This window comes from Leifsonia sp. TF02-11, from assembly GCF_017565305.1.
GTDB lineage: Bacteria > Actinomycetota > Actinomycetes > Actinomycetales > Microbacteriaceae > Leifsonia.
In genome coordinates, this window is the sequence record NZ_JAGEKP010000004.1 from 1 (window position 1) to 19,386 (window position 19,386).

General features: G+C 68.5%; 22 protein-coding genes and 1 tRNA gene. 6 read left to right on the top strand and 17 right to left on the bottom strand.

The window, feature by feature from the left end:
* Positions 1–13: 13 nt before the first annotated feature.
* The 10 genes from JNB50_RS05855 to JNB50_RS05900 all read right to left on the bottom strand — a co-directional run bounded on the left by JNB50_RS05855 (position 14) and on the right by JNB50_RS05900 (position 7,655).
* Complete coding sequence (locus tag JNB50_RS05855; RefSeq protein WP_208039199.1) at positions 14–640, bottom strand: hypothetical protein; 627 nt, start codon at positions 638–640, stop codon at positions 14–16.
* A gap of 553 nt (positions 641–1,193) precedes the next feature.
* Positions 1,194–1,814 (bottom strand): transposase, encoded by a 621-nt coding sequence (locus tag JNB50_RS05860; RefSeq protein WP_208039200.1) that lies wholly within the window; start codon positions 1,812–1,814, stop codon positions 1,194–1,196.
* A 74-nt stretch (positions 1,815–1,888) separates the two neighbouring features.
* The gene (locus tag JNB50_RS05865) at positions 1,889–2,755 is read right to left on the bottom strand and encodes an alpha/beta fold hydrolase (protein ID WP_208039201.1); all 867 of its coding nucleotides are present in this window, start codon (positions 2,753–2,755) and stop codon (positions 1,889–1,891) included.
* Entirely contained in the window at positions 2,752–3,216 is a 465-nt protein-coding gene (locus tag JNB50_RS05870; RefSeq protein WP_208039202.1) for a GbsR/MarR family transcriptional regulator, read from the bottom strand. Before JNB50_RS05870 ends, JNB50_RS05865 begins: the two co-directional genes overlap by 4 nt.
* A 73-nt stretch (positions 3,217–3,289) precedes the next feature.
* On the bottom strand, positions 3,290–3,802 hold the full coding sequence (locus tag JNB50_RS05875; protein ID WP_208039203.1) for an AAA family ATPase: 513 nt from the start codon (positions 3,800–3,802) through the stop codon (positions 3,290–3,292).
* Positions 3,803–3,847: 45 nt separating this feature from the next.
* Positions 3,848–4,468 (bottom strand): dihydrofolate reductase family protein, encoded by a 621-nt coding sequence (locus JNB50_RS05880; protein ID WP_208039204.1) that lies wholly within the window; start codon positions 4,466–4,468, stop codon positions 3,848–3,850.
* Entirely contained in the window at positions 4,465–4,974 is a 510-nt protein-coding gene (locus tag JNB50_RS05885) for an SRPBCC family protein (protein WP_208039205.1), read from the bottom strand. The genes JNB50_RS05880 and JNB50_RS05885 overlap by 4 nt, the downstream gene beginning before the upstream one ends.
* Positions 4,975–4,977: 3 nt before the next feature.
* A complete protein-coding gene (locus JNB50_RS05890; RefSeq protein ID WP_208039206.1) occupies positions 4,978–5,322 on the bottom strand; it encodes a helix-turn-helix transcriptional regulator in 345 nt (114 codons plus the stop codon).
* A gap of 33 nt (positions 5,323–5,355) precedes the next feature.
* Positions 5,356–6,741, bottom strand: coding sequence for a sodium/glutamate symporter (locus JNB50_RS05895; RefSeq protein WP_208039207.1), 1,386 nt, complete (start codon positions 6,739–6,741; stop codon positions 5,356–5,358).
* Positions 6,742–6,812: 71 nt separating this feature from the next.
* Positions 6,813–7,655: a class II glutamine amidotransferase gene (locus JNB50_RS05900; RefSeq protein ID WP_208039208.1), complete on the bottom strand. Its 843-nt coding sequence runs from the start codon at positions 7,653–7,655 to the stop codon at positions 6,813–6,815.
* Between the two features lie 182 nt (positions 7,656–7,837).
* Here JNB50_RS05900 and JNB50_RS05905 point away from each other — a divergent pair, with 182 nt between their 5' ends.
* A complete protein-coding gene (locus JNB50_RS05905) occupies positions 7,838–8,485 on the top strand; it encodes a M23 family metallopeptidase (protein ID WP_208039209.1) in 648 nt (215 codons plus the stop codon).
* Positions 8,486–8,510: 25 nt separating this feature from the next.
* Here the strand turns inward: JNB50_RS05905 and JNB50_RS05910 are convergent, their stop codons facing one another.
* The 7 genes from JNB50_RS05910 to JNB50_RS05940 form a co-directional block, all read right to left on the bottom strand.
* Complete coding sequence (locus JNB50_RS05910) at positions 8,511–9,029, bottom strand: universal stress protein (protein ID WP_208039210.1); 519 nt, start codon at positions 9,027–9,029, stop codon at positions 8,511–8,513.
* Positions 9,030–9,054: 25 nt separating this feature from the next.
* The gene (locus JNB50_RS05915) at positions 9,055–9,477 is read right to left on the bottom strand and encodes a VOC family protein (protein ID WP_208039211.1); all 423 of its coding nucleotides are present in this window, start codon (positions 9,475–9,477) and stop codon (positions 9,055–9,057) included.
* 80 nt (positions 9,478–9,557) lie between these two features.
* The gene (locus JNB50_RS05920) at positions 9,558–10,169 is read right to left on the bottom strand and encodes a universal stress protein (RefSeq protein WP_208039212.1); all 612 of its coding nucleotides are present in this window, start codon (positions 10,167–10,169) and stop codon (positions 9,558–9,560) included.
* Between the two features lie 107 nt (positions 10,170–10,276).
* Positions 10,277–11,344: a hypothetical protein gene (locus JNB50_RS05925; RefSeq protein WP_208039213.1), complete on the bottom strand. Its 1,068-nt coding sequence runs from the start codon at positions 11,342–11,344 to the stop codon at positions 10,277–10,279.
* Between the two features lie 55 nt (positions 11,345–11,399).
* Positions 11,400–12,152 (bottom strand): methyltransferase, encoded by a 753-nt coding sequence (locus JNB50_RS05930; RefSeq protein WP_208039214.1) that lies wholly within the window; start codon positions 12,150–12,152, stop codon positions 11,400–11,402.
* Between the two features lie 87 nt (positions 12,153–12,239).
* Positions 12,240–12,312, bottom strand: a tRNA-Val gene (locus JNB50_RS05935).
* Positions 12,313–12,355: 43 nt separating this feature from the next.
* Positions 12,356–12,826 (bottom strand): peroxiredoxin, encoded by a 471-nt coding sequence (locus tag JNB50_RS05940; protein WP_208039215.1) that lies wholly within the window; start codon positions 12,824–12,826, stop codon positions 12,356–12,358.
* Positions 12,827–13,051: 225 nt separating this feature from the next.
* Here JNB50_RS05940 and aceE point away from each other — a divergent pair, with 225 nt between their 5' ends.
* The 5 genes from aceE (at position 13,052) to JNB50_RS05965 (ending at position 19,334) form a co-directional block, all read left to right on the top strand.
* The gene (gene aceE, locus JNB50_RS05945) at positions 13,052–15,778 is read left to right on the top strand and encodes a pyruvate dehydrogenase (acetyl-transferring), homodimeric type (protein WP_208039216.1); all 2,727 of its coding nucleotides are present in this window, start codon (positions 13,052–13,054) and stop codon (positions 15,776–15,778) included.
* Between the two features lie 11 nt (positions 15,779–15,789).
* Complete coding sequence (locus JNB50_RS05950) at positions 15,790–16,998, top strand: CdaR family transcriptional regulator (protein WP_208039217.1); 1,209 nt, start codon at positions 15,790–15,792, stop codon at positions 16,996–16,998.
* A gap of 92 nt (positions 16,999–17,090) precedes the next feature.
* Complete coding sequence (locus tag JNB50_RS05955) at positions 17,091–18,011, top strand: ACP S-malonyltransferase (RefSeq protein ID WP_208039218.1); 921 nt, start codon at positions 17,091–17,093, stop codon at positions 18,009–18,011.
* Positions 18,012–18,022: 11 nt separating this feature from the next.
* Positions 18,023–19,027: a beta-ketoacyl-ACP synthase III gene (locus JNB50_RS05960; protein ID WP_208039219.1), complete on the top strand. Its 1,005-nt coding sequence runs from the start codon at positions 18,023–18,025 to the stop codon at positions 19,025–19,027.
* Between the two features lie 55 nt (positions 19,028–19,082).
* A complete protein-coding gene (locus JNB50_RS05965; protein ID WP_021765217.1) occupies positions 19,083–19,334 on the top strand; it encodes an acyl carrier protein in 252 nt (83 codons plus the stop codon).
* The last annotated feature ends 52 nt before the right edge of the window (positions 19,335–19,386 follow it).

The following is a 19,386-nucleotide window of genomic DNA, read 5'->3' on the forward strand; positions in this document are numbered from 1 at the left end:
CCGGGAAACCGGGTCAGGCTCCCAACAGCCCCGCAGCGAGTGAACGTTTGATCTCCGCCTCATTCGCTCCGCCGGTCTGAGCTGGGAACCCTCCGTTCGCAAAGACCTGGTTGAGATACGCCACAAAGGACACCTCGGCTTCGGCCACGAACACGCCGTCCGCACACGCATCGGGAAGCCGAACACCATAAGGCTCTCCGCCACTCACGTTCGACTTATGGAGGCGATCGGGCGCCACAGGCAGGACGAAGCGCTCGGCCGTCGCGTCTTCGGCGACGCGCTCCTTCCACGCCTCATACTCGCTCGCCCAATAGTCCTCGATCCGCACGTTCGCATACCTCCCTCCCTCCAGCTCGATGACGAACGGATCCGCCTCAGCCGCCTCGTCCCACTCCGGATGGCTACCTACGAACCAGACATCTCCAACCAGACGCATCCACGACTCGATCACGAGCGGAATCGGCCCCAGCTCAGACTCCAACCAACCGGCAGCCTCGGCCCCTCGCGGGCCAGCCGGACGAAATGGCACAACGAGAGCGCGGTCATCGTCGTTCGAATGAAAGACAAACCCCTGAGCAGTCAAACGCTCAACGATTGCTTCGATATTGAACCTCGCGCGCGCCGCCATCTCATCGCACACAGCACGAGCCTCATCCTCGGCGGCTCCCCCACGCACTGCCGTCCCAAGCTGCCGGAGCTCAACCCACACCTGCGCCCCCTCGCCAGCCCGGTATCGAGCCAGCCAATTCAAAGACGTCACAACGGGTCATTATCCACAGTGAATACGCAACTCACGAATACGCACCCACACCACTCGTCTCGATTGTATTAGCGGGATTGCAGGCGCATCCGCCCCTGATAATCCAGCCTGGGTGCCGCCGATGTTGGCACTGACTGGGTATTTTGACTGCGACGGTAAAGGTCGGGCCTTCCGCCTGGGGTCGTTTTGCGTGCCACGAAGGATGGCTCCTGGTCTGGCCTTTCCTGATGACATTGCAGGGCTCGACCCCACCAACCCCGCCGCTCAGCTACTGCGGCAGGATCATGACCAAACACTTCGATCGCGCCGCAACCATCATCGCCAACAGAACGCACACAGCGGTGACGGTTGAATAGGCGACATTGGATTTGCGCAACAAGCGCACTTTGGTCCTACCGCTCACCGTCAAACCCATGTCCACTCGTCATGTGTGCTACCGATTCAGGGTGGGGCCTTCCGATGTCGCGTCGTGGTGCGTCGCTACTGGCGCGACGACTGCGACAAAGAACGAGATCACAAGTGCAAACGCGTAGCCACCCCACGCCGAAACACCGTAAGGAGCCGGCTTTCCGGCGTTGATGTCGAGAACAATAAAGCCCACCACAAAAGGCAGAATGATCAGGCCGGCAACCTTTGTTCGAGCATCCAACGAAGCCATTCTTCGTCGCATCGCCTTGTTCAGCGCGGTTCCGTACAAGGACGGAGCAAACGATCGTGCTCGCCAGAAGACAAGCGCAACAATCACCAACGAGAACCACAGCGCCATGCCGACCAGCGCAAGGATCACACCGATTAGTCCCGCGCGAAGCGGAGCGAATAGCAGTGCCCCAACTCCGAGCACAATGCTTGCGGCAGCGAGGACACGATACGCCGTGTTGAAGAGACGAAGCGGCATCGGATTCGGCCTACTTCTCAATGCATCCACGCATAACTCCCCCACCATGTTCCACTTCCCGAACCGCTCCGGTATATCCCGCCAGGGCGCCCCCGTCCGGAACCGCCACGCCATCGCTTCGCTTCCTCTGGTTCGTGCGCTGCCCTGTTTGAGCACCATTCGCTTGAATCCGTTTGCATCCGCAATTGTCGGCGGACCGGTCTTGGTTTGTTCCAACCGCGAACATCCCCCGCCTACGCGAACGCAGCCAGTATCGGATCCGGTTCCGCGAATAGCAGCGTGTGGCCTCCGTCGACGAGATGCGCCGTCGCGTTCGGGAGGTGCTCGACCATGACCCGCCCGGCCGACGGCTTCACGTTGCCGTCCTGTTCGCCGTGCCACCAGACGACGGGCGTCGACACGTCCTCCACGCGGAAGCCCCACGCCTGGCAGACGGCGCGAGCGTCGTCGACCGGGCCGCGGTTTCCGCCGCGGAAGCCGTCGGCCACTGCCGCGAGGGCCTGACGGGTTTCGTCGGGGTGGGTGCGCGCGAACTCGGCGTCGGGCGAGGATCCGCGGGAGATCAGCGCGAGCGTGCGGTCGATCGCCGCCGGTGTCCGCGCCGTGCTCGAACTCAGCAGAGCGCCGAAGAGGCGGGGCGTGCGGCGCGCAACCGCGTAGTAGACGCGTGAGGTCGCGGTCTGCGCGGACGCGTCGCGGTACCACGCCTCGGCGTACGGACCCGACCCGGCGCAGACGACGACCGCCGAAGCCCGGCTGCCGAGTTGCTGCGCTGCTGCGAGGACGAACGCGCCGCCGGCCGAGTGGCCGAGCAGGCCGATCCGGTCGATCCCGAGCTCGTCGAGCAGCTCGATGACGTCCGCGGGCCAGTCCGCGAGGGGCCGGTCCGGCGCGCGGTCCGAGAGTCCCAGCCCTGGGCGGTCGAGCGAGATCAGGCGGATCCCGGTACGTTCCGCCGCCTCCTGGAGCGGGGCGCCCGCGAGGCCGGAGCTCGACGATCCGGGGATGAAGAGACACGGGCGGCCCTCCGGCGTGCCGTACTCGTGCCAGCCGAGCGTCCGTCCGTCCGCCAGGACCGTCGATCGGGGTTCCTCAGTCATGCCCATTCCTCCTGCGTGTGCCGCCACTCCTCGAGAAGCTCCGGCAGCCGCGCCGCCAGGTAGGCGTTGAGCGACGCCGTGCGGGCAAGCAGCTCGCGTTGCTCAACGCCGCCGTCGCCGACCAGCGCGAGCCCTGCGGAGGCCAGCTCTGCGGCCTCCCGATATGGGGCGGGGTCGAAGCCGCGCGTCTCGTCGAACACGATGCCCACGCGGTCGGCCCGCTCCCCCGCCGCGCGCTGCCGCCGCACGAGTCCGCGAGACTCCAGCAGCTGGACGCCGGCGACGATCGCCGTGCGACTCGCCTGCAGCGCCGCGGCGAGCTCGTCGATGGTCTGCGCGGGAGGATCGCACACGTACAGGTAGCCGGCGATGCGCCCGGTCACCGGGGCCACCCGATAGCGAGCCGCCCAGACCGTGGCTACGCGTTCCGCGTAGGCGAGGCGGTCCTCGAGCGTGGTCATACGAAGCACTCTACCCCTGAGTTGACCCAAATGACAGTTTTTTCTGTCACTTGAGTATTTTCCAGGAATCGCCCTACGCCTCCCACCCCGCCGCCAGCCGCACCGCCCGCACGAGATCGCCCGGCGCGGCGTTCGAGGAGTCGAGCACGAGGTCGTGGCCCTCGAAGCGGTCGAGGATGGCCGTGAGCTCCCCCACCCGCTCGAGATGCCACTGCAGGTCGGCCGGGTCGTCGCGATGGCGTGCCCGCAGCCGTCCCGACAGGATTTCCGGCCGTGCAGTCAGCCGGACGAGCAACAGGCCGCTCGCTCCCAGCGCGTCGACGTACCGTGCGGTCTCCCCCGGGTCCTCGATGACGCCGGCGAGGATGAACCGCCGCGCTCCGGCCGCGCGGTAGTTGGCGGCGAAGGCACGGAGGTTCTGCAGTTCGAGCTCGTGCGCGAAGGGATCCCCCTGCGGCGGTGGGCTCAGCCGCCGGATCGCGTCCAGGTCGATCACCGCGTGCGGAAGCGGCTCGGCAGCGCTCAGCGCGTCGGCCAGCGTCGACTTGCCCGCGCCAACAGTTCCGTTGATGAAGACGCTGTCCATCCGGCCATTCTCACAGCTCCGCGTCACTCGTCCGCGGAGGCCGACCTACCGCTGCCGCACCGCATACGTCAGATGCGTCGCCCGCTTGGTCGGAACCACCTCGCGCTGCTCCAGCGCGATCCGGGAAGCGTCCACCCCCTCGAACAGCCTCACGCCTGCGCCGAACAGCACCGGGGCGAGCGACACCGTGAACTCGTCGATCAGGCCGGCGTTCAGGTACTGCAGGATCGTGTCACCGCCTCCGGAGATCCGGACGTCGCGCTCCCCTGCCGCCGCGCGCGCCAGCTCGAGCGCGCCCTCGATGCCGTCGTTAACGAAGTGGAACTCTGTGCCGCCCGGACGCTGCCAGGGGTCTCGTCGTTCGTGCGTCACCACGTACACGGGCGTGTGGAAGGGTGCCTCCTCCGGCCACATCTGCTCGCCGGCGTCGAACATCCGCTTGCCCATCACGCTGGTGCCGGTCCGCTCGAAGGTCGCTCGTGCGATGTCGTCGTCCGGCCCGGTCTCGCCGCCCGAGCCGAGCTTCAGGTTCGAGCGGAAGAACTCCGTGGAGAAGACCCAGTGCTGCAGTTCCATCCACTGCTTCCCCATCAGCTCGTCCGGGGAGTCGGGTGCGATGTAGCCGTCGAGCGACATCGAGACGGCGAAGTAGACCAGGCCGCTCATCGCTCCCCCACCTCCTGGCTCAGAACGTCGGCGACATAGCCGGCCAGGTGCGCGAGCGTCTGCCCGCCGGCCTCGACGGCATGGTACGTGTGCACGGCTTCGTCGCGCTGTTCGCGCGTCGGGAAGACCGTGCGCATTTCGAGCACGGTGGCGTCGCCGTCCTGATCGAAGGTGATCGCCGACTCGAACGCATCGGGGTCGTCGCGGAACGCGCCATGGCGGAAGGTGATCCGTTCGGGACGGTCGATCGCGGTCCACACGATCCACTCCGAGTAGTCGGTGCCGTCCGGTCCGCGCATCGCGAAGACCCACTCACCGCCGACGCGGAACTCGAACGCCTCCGTCGTCGTGGTGAACCCCTCCGGCCCCCACCAGTGCGCCAGGTGTCGCGCCTCGGTGAACGCCTCGAACACCAGCTCCCGCGGGGCGTCGATGCGACGGGAGATGACGATCTCCCTGTCGGTCGTCGCGCCGGGCGCTGTCGATGCCTGATCCGTCGTACTCATCTCTCACTGCTCCCCGTGTCGTTCTTGCTTCAGTTCCTGCACGTACGCGTCGAGGCGGTCGAAACTCTCGTTCCAGAACCGCTCGAAACCGCCCGTCCACTCGTGCACCGCGCGGAGGCCGCCGGCGTCGAGTCCGTAGACCCGCTGCTTACCTTCCCGGCGATCGCGCACCAGGCCGACCTCCCGCAGCACCCGCAGATGCTTGGAGGCCCCCGGCTGCGGCAGCCCGAGCTCCAGCGCCAGTTGCGCCACCGGTCGCTCGCCCGTGCGCAACAGCGTCAGGATCTCCCGACGCCGCGGCTCGGCGATCGCGTTGAAGACATCGGAGGTCGTCGCTGCTCGTGCCATGCGACGATCATATACCCATATGGGTACGTGTTGTCATCCCCCGGGTGGGCCCGTGCGTCGCCCGCGAAGGATCCCCCACAGGATCAGCCCCGCCGTGACGATCAGGCTGGCGAGGCCGAACCACGCCGACCCGATCTGCAGGATGATCGGCACGCTCAAGGCCGTCAGGACACCACCGCCCAGGATCGGCTCGTAGGTGAGCTGCTTGTAGCCGTATGCGCGCGCGGCGGCGGTCGTGCGGTCCGGATCCGCCATGTCGGCGAGGATGAAGCCCGTTGCGACGTTCCCCTGCGACTGCCCGTAGTCGGCGACGGCGTGCTCGAACCAGTCGACTCGATGGATGCGCGGACCGAGCCACAGCATCCCGACGACGCTCCACGCGAACGCGATCACCGTGAGGATGATCAGGCTCGGGACGTTCGCCCCGAGCGCCGCGAGCGACATCGTCCCGATGGCCGCAGCGATCAGGATGTCGAGGGCGAGCGTGGTGATGTCGTTCACCGTGCGACGCTCGACGAGCTCCTCCTTGCCCGTCGCGCTGAGCAGCAATTGCACCACGAACCCGCCGATGACGGTGAACGGGAACAGCGGGAAGTCGTCGAAAAGGGCGGACCCGAGCGCGTTCGCGCCGAATCGCAACAGCTCGAGGATGAGCAGCCCCAGCGCGATGGCGAGGGCGATCGCCCCGAAGCTCCTGCTGATCGAGCCGAGGCCGATATCGGCAGGGTTCGTGTCGCCGCTGTTCGGGGCGACGAAGTGCTCTGCGTCGCGCGCGGGATGCACGTGCGCCGTCCTGGCAACGGAGATGCGCGGGCTGCGGATGGCGTAGTTGACGAGGATCGAGCCGCCGACGACGCCGGTGATCATGCTGATGGTCGCCAGCCCGAGCCCGATGTCGACCACCTCCGGTGCGCCCGCACTGTTCAGGATCTCCCCCATGCCGGCGATCGTTCCGTGGCCGCCCGCGAACGACAGCTCCAGGATGGAGCCGGCCGCGTCGGGCAGTCCGAAGAACGGCTTCAGCACGAACGCGACCGCGAGTGCACCGAGGGCGAACTGGCCGAACGAGAACACGCTGCCGAGGATGAAGTGCGGCGCCGACTCGCGCCAGAACGTGCGCACCGACGGGAGCCGCTTGCCCAGCATGACTCCCGCGAAGACGATGTTGATCATCAGGCCGGGGAGGCGCGAGAGCACGTCGGCGATCGGTGCCGGCATGATGCCGGCCGTCCCGGTGAGCGCGCCCAGCACCTGCGGGCCGAGCAGGAGGATGAGGAAGCCGGCGATGACGCTCACCGGGATGTAGAGGGCGCGCAGGAACCCCGCGTATCGCCGGACGAGCGTTCCGACCAGCAGCGCGATGCCGAGGAAGACGAACGACAGCGCGACCCATTGGGCGTCCGAGAAGTCAGCGTTCACGATCTACTCTCCCGATCGCGCCGCCGCACGCTCCCATCCGAGGGTCTCAGTCCTCGCCCCCGCTTGTGTCTTCAGTCATCCGAGGCCAGGAACGCCTCGTGGTGGTATCCGTCGTCGTTGAGGATCGCGACCGTCGACTCCTCCACCTCGACGAAGGCGCCGGGGAGGTCGTTGAGGGGCTCGGACACGACCACCTTCGCTTTGTCGCCGAACACGTCCAGCCGGGCGGCGTCGGGATACATCTCCCGCAGCTCCGGGATGGCGACCGAGTGGTAGAGGCTCCGGCTGCGGTGTGCCGTGGAATAGCGGAACGCCCAGAGCGTCTCTCCGTCCGACAGCGCGAGCGTGCCCTGCATCGGGAACCGGATCCCCTTCGACTGGCCGACCTCCTCGACGCGCCGTACCGCCGCGCCCATCGCGGCGATCGGATCGTCCTGCAAGCCCAGCGAGAGCGCGAGGTAGAAGAACACCTCCGAGTCCGTCGTGCCATGGATCAGCGGGAACAGCGACTCGTCGACCGAGAACACCAGGTCGCGCTTCATCGCGCTGAAGCCGTCGAGGAAGCCATTGTGCATGAACATCCAGTTCTCGTGACGGAACGGGTGGCAGTTGGTCTGCTGGATCGGCGGTCCGCCGGCCGCGCGCACATGGCCGAAGAACAACGGGCTTGCGACCGAGTTCGTCAGCTCCCGCAGGTTCTCGTCGTGCCAGGCCGGCTCGATGGAGTGGAACAGGGCGGGAGCGTCGCCCTTCTTCGACCCTTCCGGATACCAGCCGAAACCGAAGCCGTCACCGTTCACGGTCTCCGCTCCCAGCGGCGAGTTCAGCGATTGGGCGACGAGCGAATGCTGTGCGTCCAGGATCAGGACGGCAGGCTTGAGGGCCTCCCCCGAGTATGCGAGCCATCGACACATGACGTCCACCTCTCCGGACCGATCGGCTCGATCCGGGAGCACCATAACGCGCGGACCACTCCCCTGGGAATGGGTGGGCGCTGTCGTTCGCACAGGGTTTACCCATGGTGATATGTGACACTTGTAGTGCGGAATACCCGTTCCGCCGTATTCTCCCCACCGCATCGAAACGAGGCCCACCCGTGCTCCGATTCACGCCGTTCTCCCACACCCTCACCGCCACCGGCCTGGTGCTCGGCCTCGCCGCCACCTCCACGCTCACAGTCACGGTGACGCCCGCGGCTGCCGAGCCCGCCCGGGTCTCGACGTCATCGGCGAGCCTGGCAGCGCAGGATCTCATCGTCGGCGCGGACGGAGACGGCGCGGTGTTCGGCATCGCCCGCGAGCTCGGGAGCGTTCTCGTGCCCCCGACGGTCGTCTGGCCGGTGCTGGGGGCCACCGTCTCCGACGGGTTCGGTCACCGGGAGTCTCCGACCGAGGGCGCGTCGACCGATCATCAGGGCGTCGACTTCGCCGCGCGGCTCGGTGAGCCCGTTCGCACGGCGGCCACCGGTGTGGTCAGCGCGGTCGTATCGGAGGACCGCGGCGGCTGCGGCGTCACCATCGCGATCGACCACGTCATGCGCGGGCAGAAGATCACCACGGTCTACTGCCACCTCGCGGCGGGCTCGGTGCGAGTCGCGCCCGGCCAGAGCGTCGTGGTCGGCGACACGATCGCCGCGGTCGGAAGCACGGGCACCTCCACCGGCGCGCACCTGCACTTCGAAGTGCGTCCGAACGGCGCCGCGGCGATCGACCCCCTGCCCTGGCTCGGCGCACTGGCGGCCTGAGCGCGCTGATACGGAGGAGCCGGCGTCAGCGCGGCGGCGCGAGCCTGTCGTCGGCGATCCCGTGCGTCGGGACGACGACGACGGGCCGCACCTGGTCTCGCGCGAGATGGGCGGCGACCGAACCGCCGAGCCACTCCTCGAGCGCGGGCTCCACTCCCCGTCCTCGTGTTCCGACGACGAGGAGGCGGGCGTCGAGTTCCTCCCCGATCCGCGCGAGAGCCTTGCCGGGGTCGCCGGCGAGGATTCGCAGCGTCCAGTCCGGGTCTGCCAGCCCATCGACGGAGGCGAGGGCCGTCGCGATCGCCGCGGCCAGTTCGCGGGCGACGCCCGCTTCGGCGGAGGCCGTGTCGGCGGGATGGAGGGAGGCCTGCTCGCGCACCTCGGCGCGATCCCACTCGGTGAGGTAGCTGTCCTCGGTGACGTAGGCACAGACCAGCGGCCGGCCGAGCGCGTCGGCCAGCCGTGCAGCCTCCACCACCACCGCGACGCTCTGGTCCGGATGGACGCCGACGATGACGGCACGCCGCATTGCCGCAGCGCTCATGATCGCGCAGGCGGCCGATGCCGCCTCAGGCCGATGGACCGGAGCCGGCGATGTTGACGAGCCATTGCACGCCGTAGCGGTCGACCAGCATCCCGAAGCTGTCCCCCCATGGCGCCTTGGAAAGTGGTTCGAGGACGGTGCCTCCGTCCACCAGCTTGTCGTAATAGCCGGAGAGCTGCGCCTCGTCGTCGCCGCTCAACGAGACGGAGATCTGCGAGCCCTCCTTCAACTCCATGTGCGCGGGGACGTCCGCGGCCATGAGCGTGAAGCCGGCGTCGGTCGTCAGCTGCGAGTGCATGATCAGGTCGGCGTCCTCCGGATCCTGGCTCATGCCGAACTCCGCGAAGGTGCTCTGCTGGAGGGTGCCCCCGAAGACCGACTGGTAGAAGTCCATCGCCTCCCTGGCCTGCCTGCGGAAGTTGATGTACGGATTGAGGATGGCTGCCATCGTGGGATCTCCTTCGTGCGGACCCGGAGCGCGCCCGCTCTCCCTCACAGGCTACTCAGCGGCCGGGGAGCGCGGGAGGGTCAGCTCGGGTTCTGAGCCGGCGCGGCCGTCGGGAGCTCGAGGAGGCCGCGGTCCGGCCCGCGATGGTGGCCGGGATCGGGCACGACGATGAGCGGGCGCAGCTGATCGTGCGCCAGCCGCGAGGAGACGGAGCCGCCGGTGAAGTGATCGAGCACCCGGTCGAACCCGCGCCTCCTCCCGCCGACGACGATCAGCCGGGCCTCGGTCTCGTGGGCGAGTTCGGCGAGCTCGTCGGCGACATCGCCCGAGAGCACGCGGATGGTCCACTGCGGGCTCACGGGGAGTTCGGTCACGGCAGCGCGGATCGCGGCGATCAGCTCGGGCGCCAGGTCGTCCTCCGACGAGCCGTCCTCGAAGTCCAGCGCCACCTCGAAATGCTCCGGCCGATCCCAACCGGTGGAGACGACCTCGGCCGCGACGTACGCGCAGACGAGGTCGCGGCCGAGTTCGACGGCGAGTCGGGCGGCATGGAGGAGGACGTCGATCGGCTGGCCGAGATGGACGCCGACGATCACCGGTCCCGCGTCAGGGATCGGAGGGTGCGAGGCGTGCGCCGTGACGTTCGTCGGCTCTGCGGTGTCGCCCGGTTCGTCGGGACGGGGATGGGACACGGCGTCCTCCTGGAGTCTGGCGGGCGTCGCCGACGACGCCCGGAGTCGATGCGGAAACACTAGAGCGCCATGGTCTCCATGACCGGGTCCGCTCTGCGCTGTGAGCCTCAGCGACGATAGGCGTCCACGATCAAATCACCCCTGATCTCCCCCAGGCGCGACAGGAGGCGTTCGACGACCGCGTCCGTCACGCCGGATGCCTCGACGTCGTACGGTCCGAGCAGGGACAGCGGGCGGCATCGCACGCGAACGACCTCCCATCCGACGGCGCGCAGCAGACGGTCTTTGCGGCGGTCGGACGTCTCGCGCGGGCCGACGTGCTCGAGCCCGTACCGACCGATCGTGTCGTACTCGATCGCGACCCGCAGCTCCGGGATGATGATGTCCGGCCAGACCTCCAGCTGGTCGTGGAACGGACGGGCGACCCGGACCGCCGTGCAGTCGAGGTCGACATCGAGCCGCTGGGCGATGCGCCTCCGGAGTTCCGGCTCCGCCGCCGACGCCGGTTTCGGCGCCCGTTCGCTCCGGAACGCCTCGCCGACGGCGACACGGGCGGCCCCACCGCGCGCGTTCCGGCAGACCGGGCAGCGACGACCGCCGAGAATCCGCTCGACCGTCGCCGTGTAGGCCGGATGGCCGTCAGAGCACTGCCACGAGTACCTGGTGGCTGTTCCGTTCTCGCGCGAGAGCGCCGCCCGCGAACCCGGAGTCGCGAGCGCGACCAGTTGTTCACGGCTCATCGCGGTGCGGTCCAGGCGACGGCAGAGGTAGCAGCGGTCGTCGTCGGGGTCGTTCTCGATGCGGCGCGGATCCCGCGCGTGCCCGCACGGATGGGTGCCGGCGTCGGGCTGAGCCGCGCGGATCCGGCTCGGAGCCGCGAGCTCGGCGCACCACGGGCACCAGGCTGAGCGCCGCCGGGTGCCTCCCGGTCTCGAACGCTGCTCCTGCGGTGTCGCGATGAACCGGTGCCCCGCGTCGCACTCCCACTGCACGTAGACATCGGCTGCGGGTGGGATCTGACTGAGCACGACGCCCGCGTTCAGCTCGGGGTGGAACTGCCGTACCAGCGCGGGAAAGCGCTGCCAGTCGGCGCGGTACGTGCCCACGGCGTAGGGCACTGTCAGATCTTTCGACCACTGGCGGCGCGCCCACCACTGGGCGACGTTCTCGGTCACCTCACCCCGCTCTTCACACGGCAACGCTAGGGTCGACCGCCGACATCGCGACGGTTCAGATGATGTAGGGCACCAACGCCCGTCGCTCGGGCGGATAGTCGGGGAACGTCTCGCGATACCAGCGGTGGTTGGCGACGGCGCGCGGCGCGAGGTTCGCGACGGTGTAAAGCGCGAACGCGAGGCCGGCGACCGACCAGGTCGCGATCGCCCAGCCCGTCCACTCGACGATCTCGCCGAGGTAGTTCGGGCTCGACACGTAGCGGAAGCCGCCGCCGTACGGCACGCGGTAGCCGGTGCCGCCCTTACGCAGCCGTCGAAGGATGCGATCGGAGCCGACGTTGAGCGCGTACCCGCCGGCGAAGAGCACGAGGCCGAACCAGAAGCGCGCGTCCGTCAGCCAGCTCGACGGGTAGTCGCCGTACTCCGAGATCCATCGGGCATTCACCCACGCGTTGAGCAGGTTGAACAGGATCGCCAGCAGCATCACCAGCACGGGCATCCGAGAGCCGGAGCGCATGAGGAACGGGTAGACGAACGCCCGCTGCACGTAGTGCGCCTGCCAGAGCAGGAGGAACAGGAGCGGCACGACGTCGGCCCGGTGGGCGCCGAGCAGGTAGAAGGCCAGGAAGGCCAGGCTGGCGGGCGCTTCCATTACGATCCAGCCGACCCGTGCCGGCACCGTCGGTCCCCAGCCGGAACGGCCATGGCGGCCGCCGTACGGTGCCACCACGAACAGCAGGGCGACGAACGTGACGGCCGCGAGCACCAACTCCGCCACCACGAACCAGCGGTACGGACCCTCGGGCATGTGCGGGAGTCTAGCGAAAGCGGGGGAAGACGTTGTGGGCCCTGCGTCCGGCGCTGCGTCGAACCGACGACATCGCCTGTAGAACGGTGGGCCCTGCCGGGATCGAACCGACGACATCCACGGTGTAAACGTGGCGCTCTACCAGCTGAGCTAAAGGCCCGTGCGACCAACCCTACCGGGTGGGCCGTGTGGATGCGGGCGGGTCAGACGTGCGCGGGCAGGAGTTCGAGCGCGGCGCGATAGGCCTCGATAGAGCGGGCCTCCCCCGGTGCCGTGATGAACGAGGCGCGGATGATGCCCGACTCGTCGATGAGGAAGGTCGCGCGGTTCGCGAAGCCCTTCTCTGCGAGGAAGACGCCGTACTCCTTGGCGGTCTCGCCGTGCGGCCAGAAGTCCGCGAGGAGGCTGAAGTCGTAGCCCTCCTGCTCCGCCCACGCGCGCAGCGTGTATTTGGAGTCGACGGAGATCGCGAGCAGCTCGACGCGGTGGTCCTGGAACATGGCCAGGTTGTCGCGGAGGGCGCACAGCTCGCCGGTGCAGGTGCCGGAGAAGGCCAGAGGGAAGAAGACGAGCGCGACGGCCTTCGATCCGCGGAAGTCGCTCAGCCGGACCGATCGGCCGTGCTGGTCGAGCAGCTCGAAGTCGGGTGCCTGGGTGTCGTTCTCCAGAGCCATGAGACGGTGTCCTTTCCGCGCGCAGGGGACCGTTTCTGCCGCCGGCGCACGAGGACACAGCATAGACCCGGTCGCGGTGCGGTCCAACAGTGCCCCCGTCTTCCGCACGGTCACCGGGTGCCTCGACTTGCGGCTAGGCTGAACGATGGTGCCCGCAATACGTCGTGACCCGACCAGCGGATGCGCGCCTTCCACGATCCGTCCGACACAAGAAAGAGGTCGAGGGTGACTGTAAACGACCAGGACCCGTACTCGGTGAATAACATCGATTCGGACCCCGAGGAGACCGCCGAGTGGCGTGAATCCCTCGATGCACTGGTTGCGGCACACGGCCATGAGCGCGCTCGCGAGATCATGCTGAGCCTGCTGAAGCGCTCGAAGGAACTGCACCTCGGCGTGCCGATGGTGCCGACCACCGACTACATCAATACCATCTCCCCCGAGAACGAGCCGGACTTCCCCGGCGACGAGGAGATCGAGCGCCGCTACCGGGCGTGGATCCGCTGGAACGCGGCCATCCTGGTGCACCGCGCGCAGCGCCCCGGCATCGCCGTCGGCGGCCACATCTCGACGTACGCGTCGAGCGCGGCCCTCTACGAGGTCGGCTTCAACCACTTCTTCCGCGGCCAGGACCACCCCGGCGGCGGCGACCAGATCTTCGTCCAGGGGCACGCCTCCCCCGGCACCTACGCGCGGGCGTTCCTCGAGGGCCGGCTCAGCGCCGACCAGCTCGACGGCTTCCGCCAGGAGAAGTCGCACGCGGGCGGCGGCCTCTCGTCGTACCCGCACCCGCGGCTCATGCCCGGCTTCTGGCAGTTCCCGACGGTGTCGATGGGCCTCGGGCCGATCAACGCCATCTACCAGGCGCAGCTCAACAAGTACCTCACCAACCGCGGCATCAAGGACGCCTCCGACCAGCACGTCTGGGCGTTCCTGGGCGACGGCGAGATGGACGAGGTCGAGTCGCGCGGCCAGCTGCAGGTCGCGGCCAACGAGAAGCTCGACAACCTGACGTTCGTGATCAACGCGAACCTCCAGCGCCTCGATGGTCCCGTTCGCGGCAACGGCAAGATCATCCAGGAGCTGGAGAGCTACTTCCGGGGCGCGGGCTGGAACGTCATCAAGGTCATCTGGGGCCGCGAGTGGGACGACCTGCTCGCCCGCGACACCGACGGCGCGCTGGTCAACCTGATGAACCAGACGCCCGACGGCGACTACCAGACCTACAAGACCGAGAACGGCGCCTACGTGCGCGAGAACTTCTTCGGCCGTGACCCGCGCACGCTCGAGCTGGTCAAGGACTACACCGACGACGAGGTCTGGAACCTCAAGCGCGGCGGTCACGACTACCGCAAGGTCTACGCGGCCTTCAAGGCGGCCGTCGAGCACAAGGGCCAGCCCACCGTCATCATCGCGAAGACCATCAAGGGCTACGGCCTCGGTCCGTCGTTCGAGGGCCGCAACGCGACCCACCAGATGAAGAAGATGACGCTGGACAACCTCAAGACGTTCCGCGACGCGATGCGCATCCCGATCACCGACGCGCAGCTCGAAGAGAACCCGTACCTGCCCCCGTACTACAACCCGGGGCCGCAGGACGAGGCCATCCGGTACCTGCACGAGCGCCGTGCAGCGCTCGGCGGCTACGTCCCGGAGCGCCGCGTGAAGTACACGCCGCTGAACCTCCCTGACGACTCGGCGTACGCCATCGCCAAGAAGGGCTCCGGCACGCAGGAGATCGCCACCACCATGGCGTTCGTCCGGCTGCTGAAGGACCTGCTGCGTGCGAAGGACTTCGGTCACCGCATCGTCCCGATCATCCCGGACGAGGCGCGCACCTTCGGCATGGACGCCTTCTTCCCGAACGCGAAGATCTACAACCCGAACGGCCAGCACTACACGTCGGTCGACCGTGAGCTGCTCCTGGCCTACAAGGAGAGCCCGCAGGGCCAGATCATCCACGTCGGCATCAACGAGGCGGGCGCCCTCGCGGCGTTCACCAACGTCGGCACGTCGTACTCGACGCAAGGCGAGCCGCTCATCCCGGTCTACGTCTTCTACTCGATGTTCGGCTTCCAGCGCACGGGCGACGCCATGTGGGCTGCCGGCGACCAGATGGCGCGCGGTTTCATGATCGGCGCGACCGCCGGCCGCACCACGCTGACGGGCGAGGGCCTCCAGCACGCCGACGGACACTCCCTCGTTTTGTCGAACACGAACCCGGCCGTCGTCTCGTACGACCCGGCGTACGGCTACGAGATCGGGCACATCGTCCGTTCCGGCCTCGAGCGGATGTACGGCGAGTCGCACCCCGAGCCGAACGTCATGTACTACCTGACGGTCTACAACGAGCCGATCGTGCAGCCGGCCGAGCCGGAGAACGTGGACGTGGACGGCATCGTCCGCGGCATCTACAAGCTCCGCGACGGCGAGGGCCAGGGCCCCAAGGCACAGCTGCTCGCGTCGGGTGTCTCGGTGCCGTGGGCGCTCGAGGCCCAGCACCTGCTCGCGCAGGACTGGGGCGTGTCGGCTGACGTCTGGAGCGTCACCTCGTGGGGCGAGCTGCGCCGCGACGGTCTCAAGGCGGAGGAGCACAACTTCCTCTACCCGCAGCAGGAGAAGCAGGTGCCGTACGTCACCCGCAAGCTGCAGGGCGCAGAGGGCCCGTTCGTCGCCGTGACCGACTACATGCACGCCGTGCCCGACCAGATCCGGCAGTTCATCCCTGGCGAGTACGCGACGCTGGGCGCCGACGACTTCGGGTTCTCGGACACCCGCGCCGCCGCACGCCGGTTCTTCAAGATCGACGGCCCGTCGATGGTCGTCCGCACCCTGGAGCTGCTCGCGGCGCAGGGCAAGGTCGACCCGAACGCGCCGGCCTGGGCGATCGAGAAGTACCTGCTGCACGACGTGAACGCCGGGACCACCGGTACCGCGGGCGGCGAGTCCTAGACCGCGGGCCCGTGCCGACGACACCGGAAAGGACGAAGTCCGAGACACTTGCGTGGTTGCGCAAGATCTCGGGCGAACTCGCCACGACCACGCTGAAGCGGCTGGAGGACACGCTCCCCTGGTACCGGGACATGCCCCCCGGCCGCCGCAGCGCGGTCGGCCTCGTCGCCCAGGCGGGCATCTCGTCGTTCATCTCGTGGTTCGACGACCCGCGCTCGACACCCTGGATCGCGGCCGACGTCTTCGGGGCGGCTCCTCGTGAGCTGCTCCGGAGCGTCAGCCTGCAGCAGACCCTGCAGCTCATCAAGATCACGGTCGAGGTGGTCGAGGAGCGGGTGAAGAGCGGGGGCAACGAGGCGCTGAAGGAGGCCATCCTCCTCTACTCGCGTGAGATCGCCTTCGCCGCCGCGGATGTCTACGCCCGCGCCGCCGAAGCGCGCGGCCTGTGGGACGCGCGACTGGAGGCGCTGGTCGTCGACAGCATCCTCACCGGGGAGTACGACGACGAGCTGCCGAGCCGGATCGCCGCGCTCGGCTGGCACGGTCACGGCGAGGTCAGCGTGCTCGTCGGCACAGCGCCCAAGATGCTCGACGTCGACCAGTTGCGCCGCACGGCGCGGCACATGTCGGCCGATGTGCTGATCGGGGTGCAGGGCAGCAGACTGGTGCTCGTCATCGGTCGCGCCGTCCCGAGCGACGGCAGCGCGGAGGACGCCATCGGCACGGCGCCGATCATCAGCTTCCTCGAGATCGCCCAGCAGCTGGAACCGGGATTCGGCCCGGGGCACCTCGTCCTCGGGCACGAGGTCGCGAGCCTGGTCGACGCGTCCAAGAGCGCCAAGGCGGCCCTGGCCGGGTTCGCGGTGGCGAAGGCGTGGCGCAACTGCCCGCGCCCGGTGCACGCCGACGATCTGCTGCCCGAACGGGCGCTCGCCGGCGACGGTCTCGCGCGGGCCACCCTCATCAGCCGCATCTACCGGCCGCTGCAGGGCTACTCGACCGAACTGCTCACCACGCTGTGGTGCTACCTCGACAACGGTCGGTCTCTGGAGGCGACCGCGCGGGAGTTGTTCGTGCACCCCAACACCGTGCGGTACCGCCTCAAGCGCGTGTCGGAGGTCATCGGCTGGGACGCGACGGGAGCCAGGGAGGCGCTGATCCTCCAGGCGGCGCTCATCGTCGGTTCGATCAACGAGCCGGACGCTCCGCGACGGCACTGACGCGTCGTATTGTAGACATTCACAAAGCATCCACCAATAGTTCGTATCGATCCGACACATCCGCTCCGCGGAAGATTGGCAGACTTGAACCCGTGATCGTCATCGTGTGCCCGGGACAGGGCTCCCAGACCCCCGGCTTCCTCGACCCGTGGCTCACCGAAGCGTCGTTCCGCGACCAGCTCACCGGCATCTCCGACGCCGTCGGCATCGACCTGGTCGCCCATGGAACCGTGAGCGACGCGGACACCATCCGCGACACCGCGGTGGCGCAGCCGCTCATCGTCTCCGCCGGGCTGCTGACGCTCTCCGCACTCCTCGCCGACGGCCGTCGCGAGCGGATCGGCGGCATCGCCGGGCACTCGGTGGGCGAGCTGACCGCCGCCGCCGGCGCCGGTGTGCTCTCCGAGACGGACGCCGTCGCGTTCGTGCGCGAGCGCGGGGTCGCGATGGCCGCGGCCGCGTCCCAGGTCCGCACCGGCATGAGCGCCGTGATCGGCGCAGACGAGGCCGAGCTGCTCGCGACCCTCGACACGCTCGGGCTCTCCCCCGCCAACTACAACGGCGGCGGCCAGATCGTCGTCGCGGGCGACCTCGATGCGCTCGCGGCCCTGGCCGAGCAGCCTCCCGCCCGCTCGCGCGTCATCCCGCTCCAGGTCGCCGGCGCCTTCCACACGCGCTACATGGCGCCCGCCGTGCCCGCGCTCGAGGCCTTCGCCGCCACGCTGACCACGAACGACCCGACCCTCCGGCTCTGGACGAACAAAGACGGGTCGGAGGTCACCGACGGCGCCGAGTTCCTCCGCCTGCTGGTGGGTCAGGTCTCGTCGCCGGTCCGCTGGGACCTCGACATGCAGGCCTTCCAGGACGCCGGCGTGACCGGCATCATCGAAGTGGCCCCGGCCGGCGCCCTCGTGGGACTCGCCAAGCGCGGCCTCAAGGGCGTGCCCGCCGTCGCCGTCAAGACGCCGGACGACCTGCCCGCCGCTTTCGACCTCATCGACCAGGCCGCCTAGGAGAGAACCCGATGACCCACCCCACTCTGCAGCAGTCCCACGGCCCGCAGTACACGCGCATCCTCTCCATCGGCGCCGCCCGCGGCGACCTGATCGTCCCCAATGACGACCTGGTCGGCCCGATCGACTCGTCGGACGAGTGGATCCGCCAGCGCACCGGGATCATCACGCGCACCCGCGCCAGCCACGACGTCGGGGCCGTCGACCTCGCGACCGCCGCGTCGAAGGAGGCCATCGAGAAGTCGGGCGTCGACCCGAAGCTGATCGACGCCGTGATCGTCGCCACCATCTCGAACCCGCAGCAGACCCCGTCGCTGGCCGCCGTGCTCGCCGACAACGTCGGCGCGAACCCGGCGGCCGCCTACGACATGAACGCGGCCTGCGCGGGCTACGCGTACGCCGTCGCCCAGGCCGACGCGCTCATCCGCACCGGCCAAGCGCACTACGCACTCGTCGTCGGCGCCGAGAAGCTCTCGGACGTCGTCGACCCGACCGACCGCACCATCTCGTTCCTGCTGGGCGACGGCGCGGGGGCCGTGGTGATCGGCCCGAGCGAGTACCCCGGCATCGCGAAAACGATCTGGGGATCGGACGGCTCCAAGGCGGGCGCGGTCGGCATGGGCAACACGCTGACCGAGTTCCGCGACGGCGAGGCGCCGTGGCCGACGCTCCGGCAGGACGGCCAGACGGTCTTCCGCTGGGCCGTCTGGGAGATGGCCAAGGTCGCCAAGCAGGCGCTCGACGCCGCGGGCGTGACGCCCGACCAGCTCGCCGCCTTCATCCCGCATCAGGCGAACATGCGCATCGTCGACGAGTTCGCCAAGCAGCTCAAACTGCCGGAGACCGTGGCGATCGCCCGTGACATCGAGACGACGGGCAACACGTCGGCCGCCTCGATCCCCTTGGCGACGCACCGGCTCCTGCAGGAGCACCCCGAGTTGTCCGGCGGCCTCGCCCTCCAGATCGGCTTCGGTGCCGGTCTGGTCTTCGGCGCGCAGGTCGTCGTGCTCCCCTAGGGCCTGCCCTAGACTGATCAACGGTCAAAACGACACCCCTCAAGGAGATAACACCATGGCATTGTCCACCGAAGAAGTTCTTGCCGGCCTGGCCGAGCTCATCAACGACGAGACCGGCATCGCGACCGACACGGTTGAGCTGGACAAGTCGTTCACCGACGACCTCGACATCGACTCGATCTCGATGATGACCATCGTGGTCAACGCCGAGGACAAGTTCGACGTCAAGATCCCGGACGAAGAGGTCAAGAACCTCAAGACCGTCGGCGACGCCGTCGAGTTCATCGTCAAGGCGCAGGACGCCTAAGCACCGCACGAAGAAACTTCCTCCGCGCGGGCGGTCCTCCCCCGGGGTTCCG

What these genes read in the sequence shown, in the direction of transcription:
- JNB50_RS05930 (WP_208039214.1), bottom strand. Translation starts at nt 12,152, where the DNA reads ATGCCCGAGGGTCCGTACCGCTGGTTCGTGGTGGCGGAGTTGGTGCTC.
- JNB50_RS05875 (WP_208039203.1), bottom strand. Translation starts at nt 3,802, where the DNA reads ATGGACAGCGTCTTCATCAACGGAACTGTTGGCGCGGGCAAGTCGACG.
- JNB50_RS05860 (WP_208039200.1), bottom strand. Translation starts at nt 1,814, where the DNA reads ATGGTGCTCAAACAGGGCAGCGCACGAACCAGAGGAAGCGAAGCGATG.
- JNB50_RS05915 (WP_208039211.1), bottom strand. Translation starts at nt 9,477, where the DNA reads ATGGCAGCCATCCTCAATCCGTACATCAACTTCCGCAGGCAGGCCAGG.
- JNB50_RS05870 (WP_208039202.1), bottom strand. Translation starts at nt 3,216, where the DNA reads ATGACCACGCTCGAGGACCGCCTCGCCTACGCGGAACGCGTAGCCACG.
- JNB50_RS05940 (WP_208039215.1), bottom strand. Translation starts at nt 12,826, where the DNA reads ATGGCTCTGGAGAACGACACCCAGGCACCCGACTTCGAGCTGCTCGAC.
- JNB50_RS05900 (WP_208039208.1), bottom strand. Translation starts at nt 7,655, where the DNA reads ATGTGTCGATGGCTCGCATACTCGGGGGAGGCCCTCAAGCCTGCCGTC.
- JNB50_RS05960 (WP_208039219.1), top strand. Translation starts at nt 18,023, where the DNA reads ATGACCCACCCCACTCTGCAGCAGTCCCACGGCCCGCAGTACACGCGC.
- JNB50_RS05880 (WP_208039204.1), bottom strand. Translation starts at nt 4,468, where the DNA reads ATGAGCGGCCTGGTCTACTTCGCCGTCTCGATGTCGCTCGACGGCTAC.
- JNB50_RS05910 (WP_208039210.1), bottom strand. Translation starts at nt 9,029, where the DNA reads ATGAGCGCTGCGGCAATGCGGCGTGCCGTCATCGTCGGCGTCCATCCG.
- JNB50_RS05885 (WP_208039205.1), bottom strand. Translation starts at nt 4,974, where the DNA reads ATGAGTACGACGGATCAGGCATCGACAGCGCCCGGCGCGACGACCGAC.
- JNB50_RS05865 (WP_208039201.1), bottom strand. Translation starts at nt 2,755, where the DNA reads ATGACTGAGGAACCCCGATCGACGGTCCTGGCGGACGGACGGACGCTC.
- JNB50_RS05890 (WP_208039206.1), bottom strand. Translation starts at nt 5,322, where the DNA reads ATGGCACGAGCAGCGACGACCTCCGATGTCTTCAACGCGATCGCCGAG.
- JNB50_RS05965 (WP_021765217.1), top strand. Translation starts at nt 19,083, where the DNA reads ATGGCATTGTCCACCGAAGAAGTTCTTGCCGGCCTGGCCGAGCTCATC.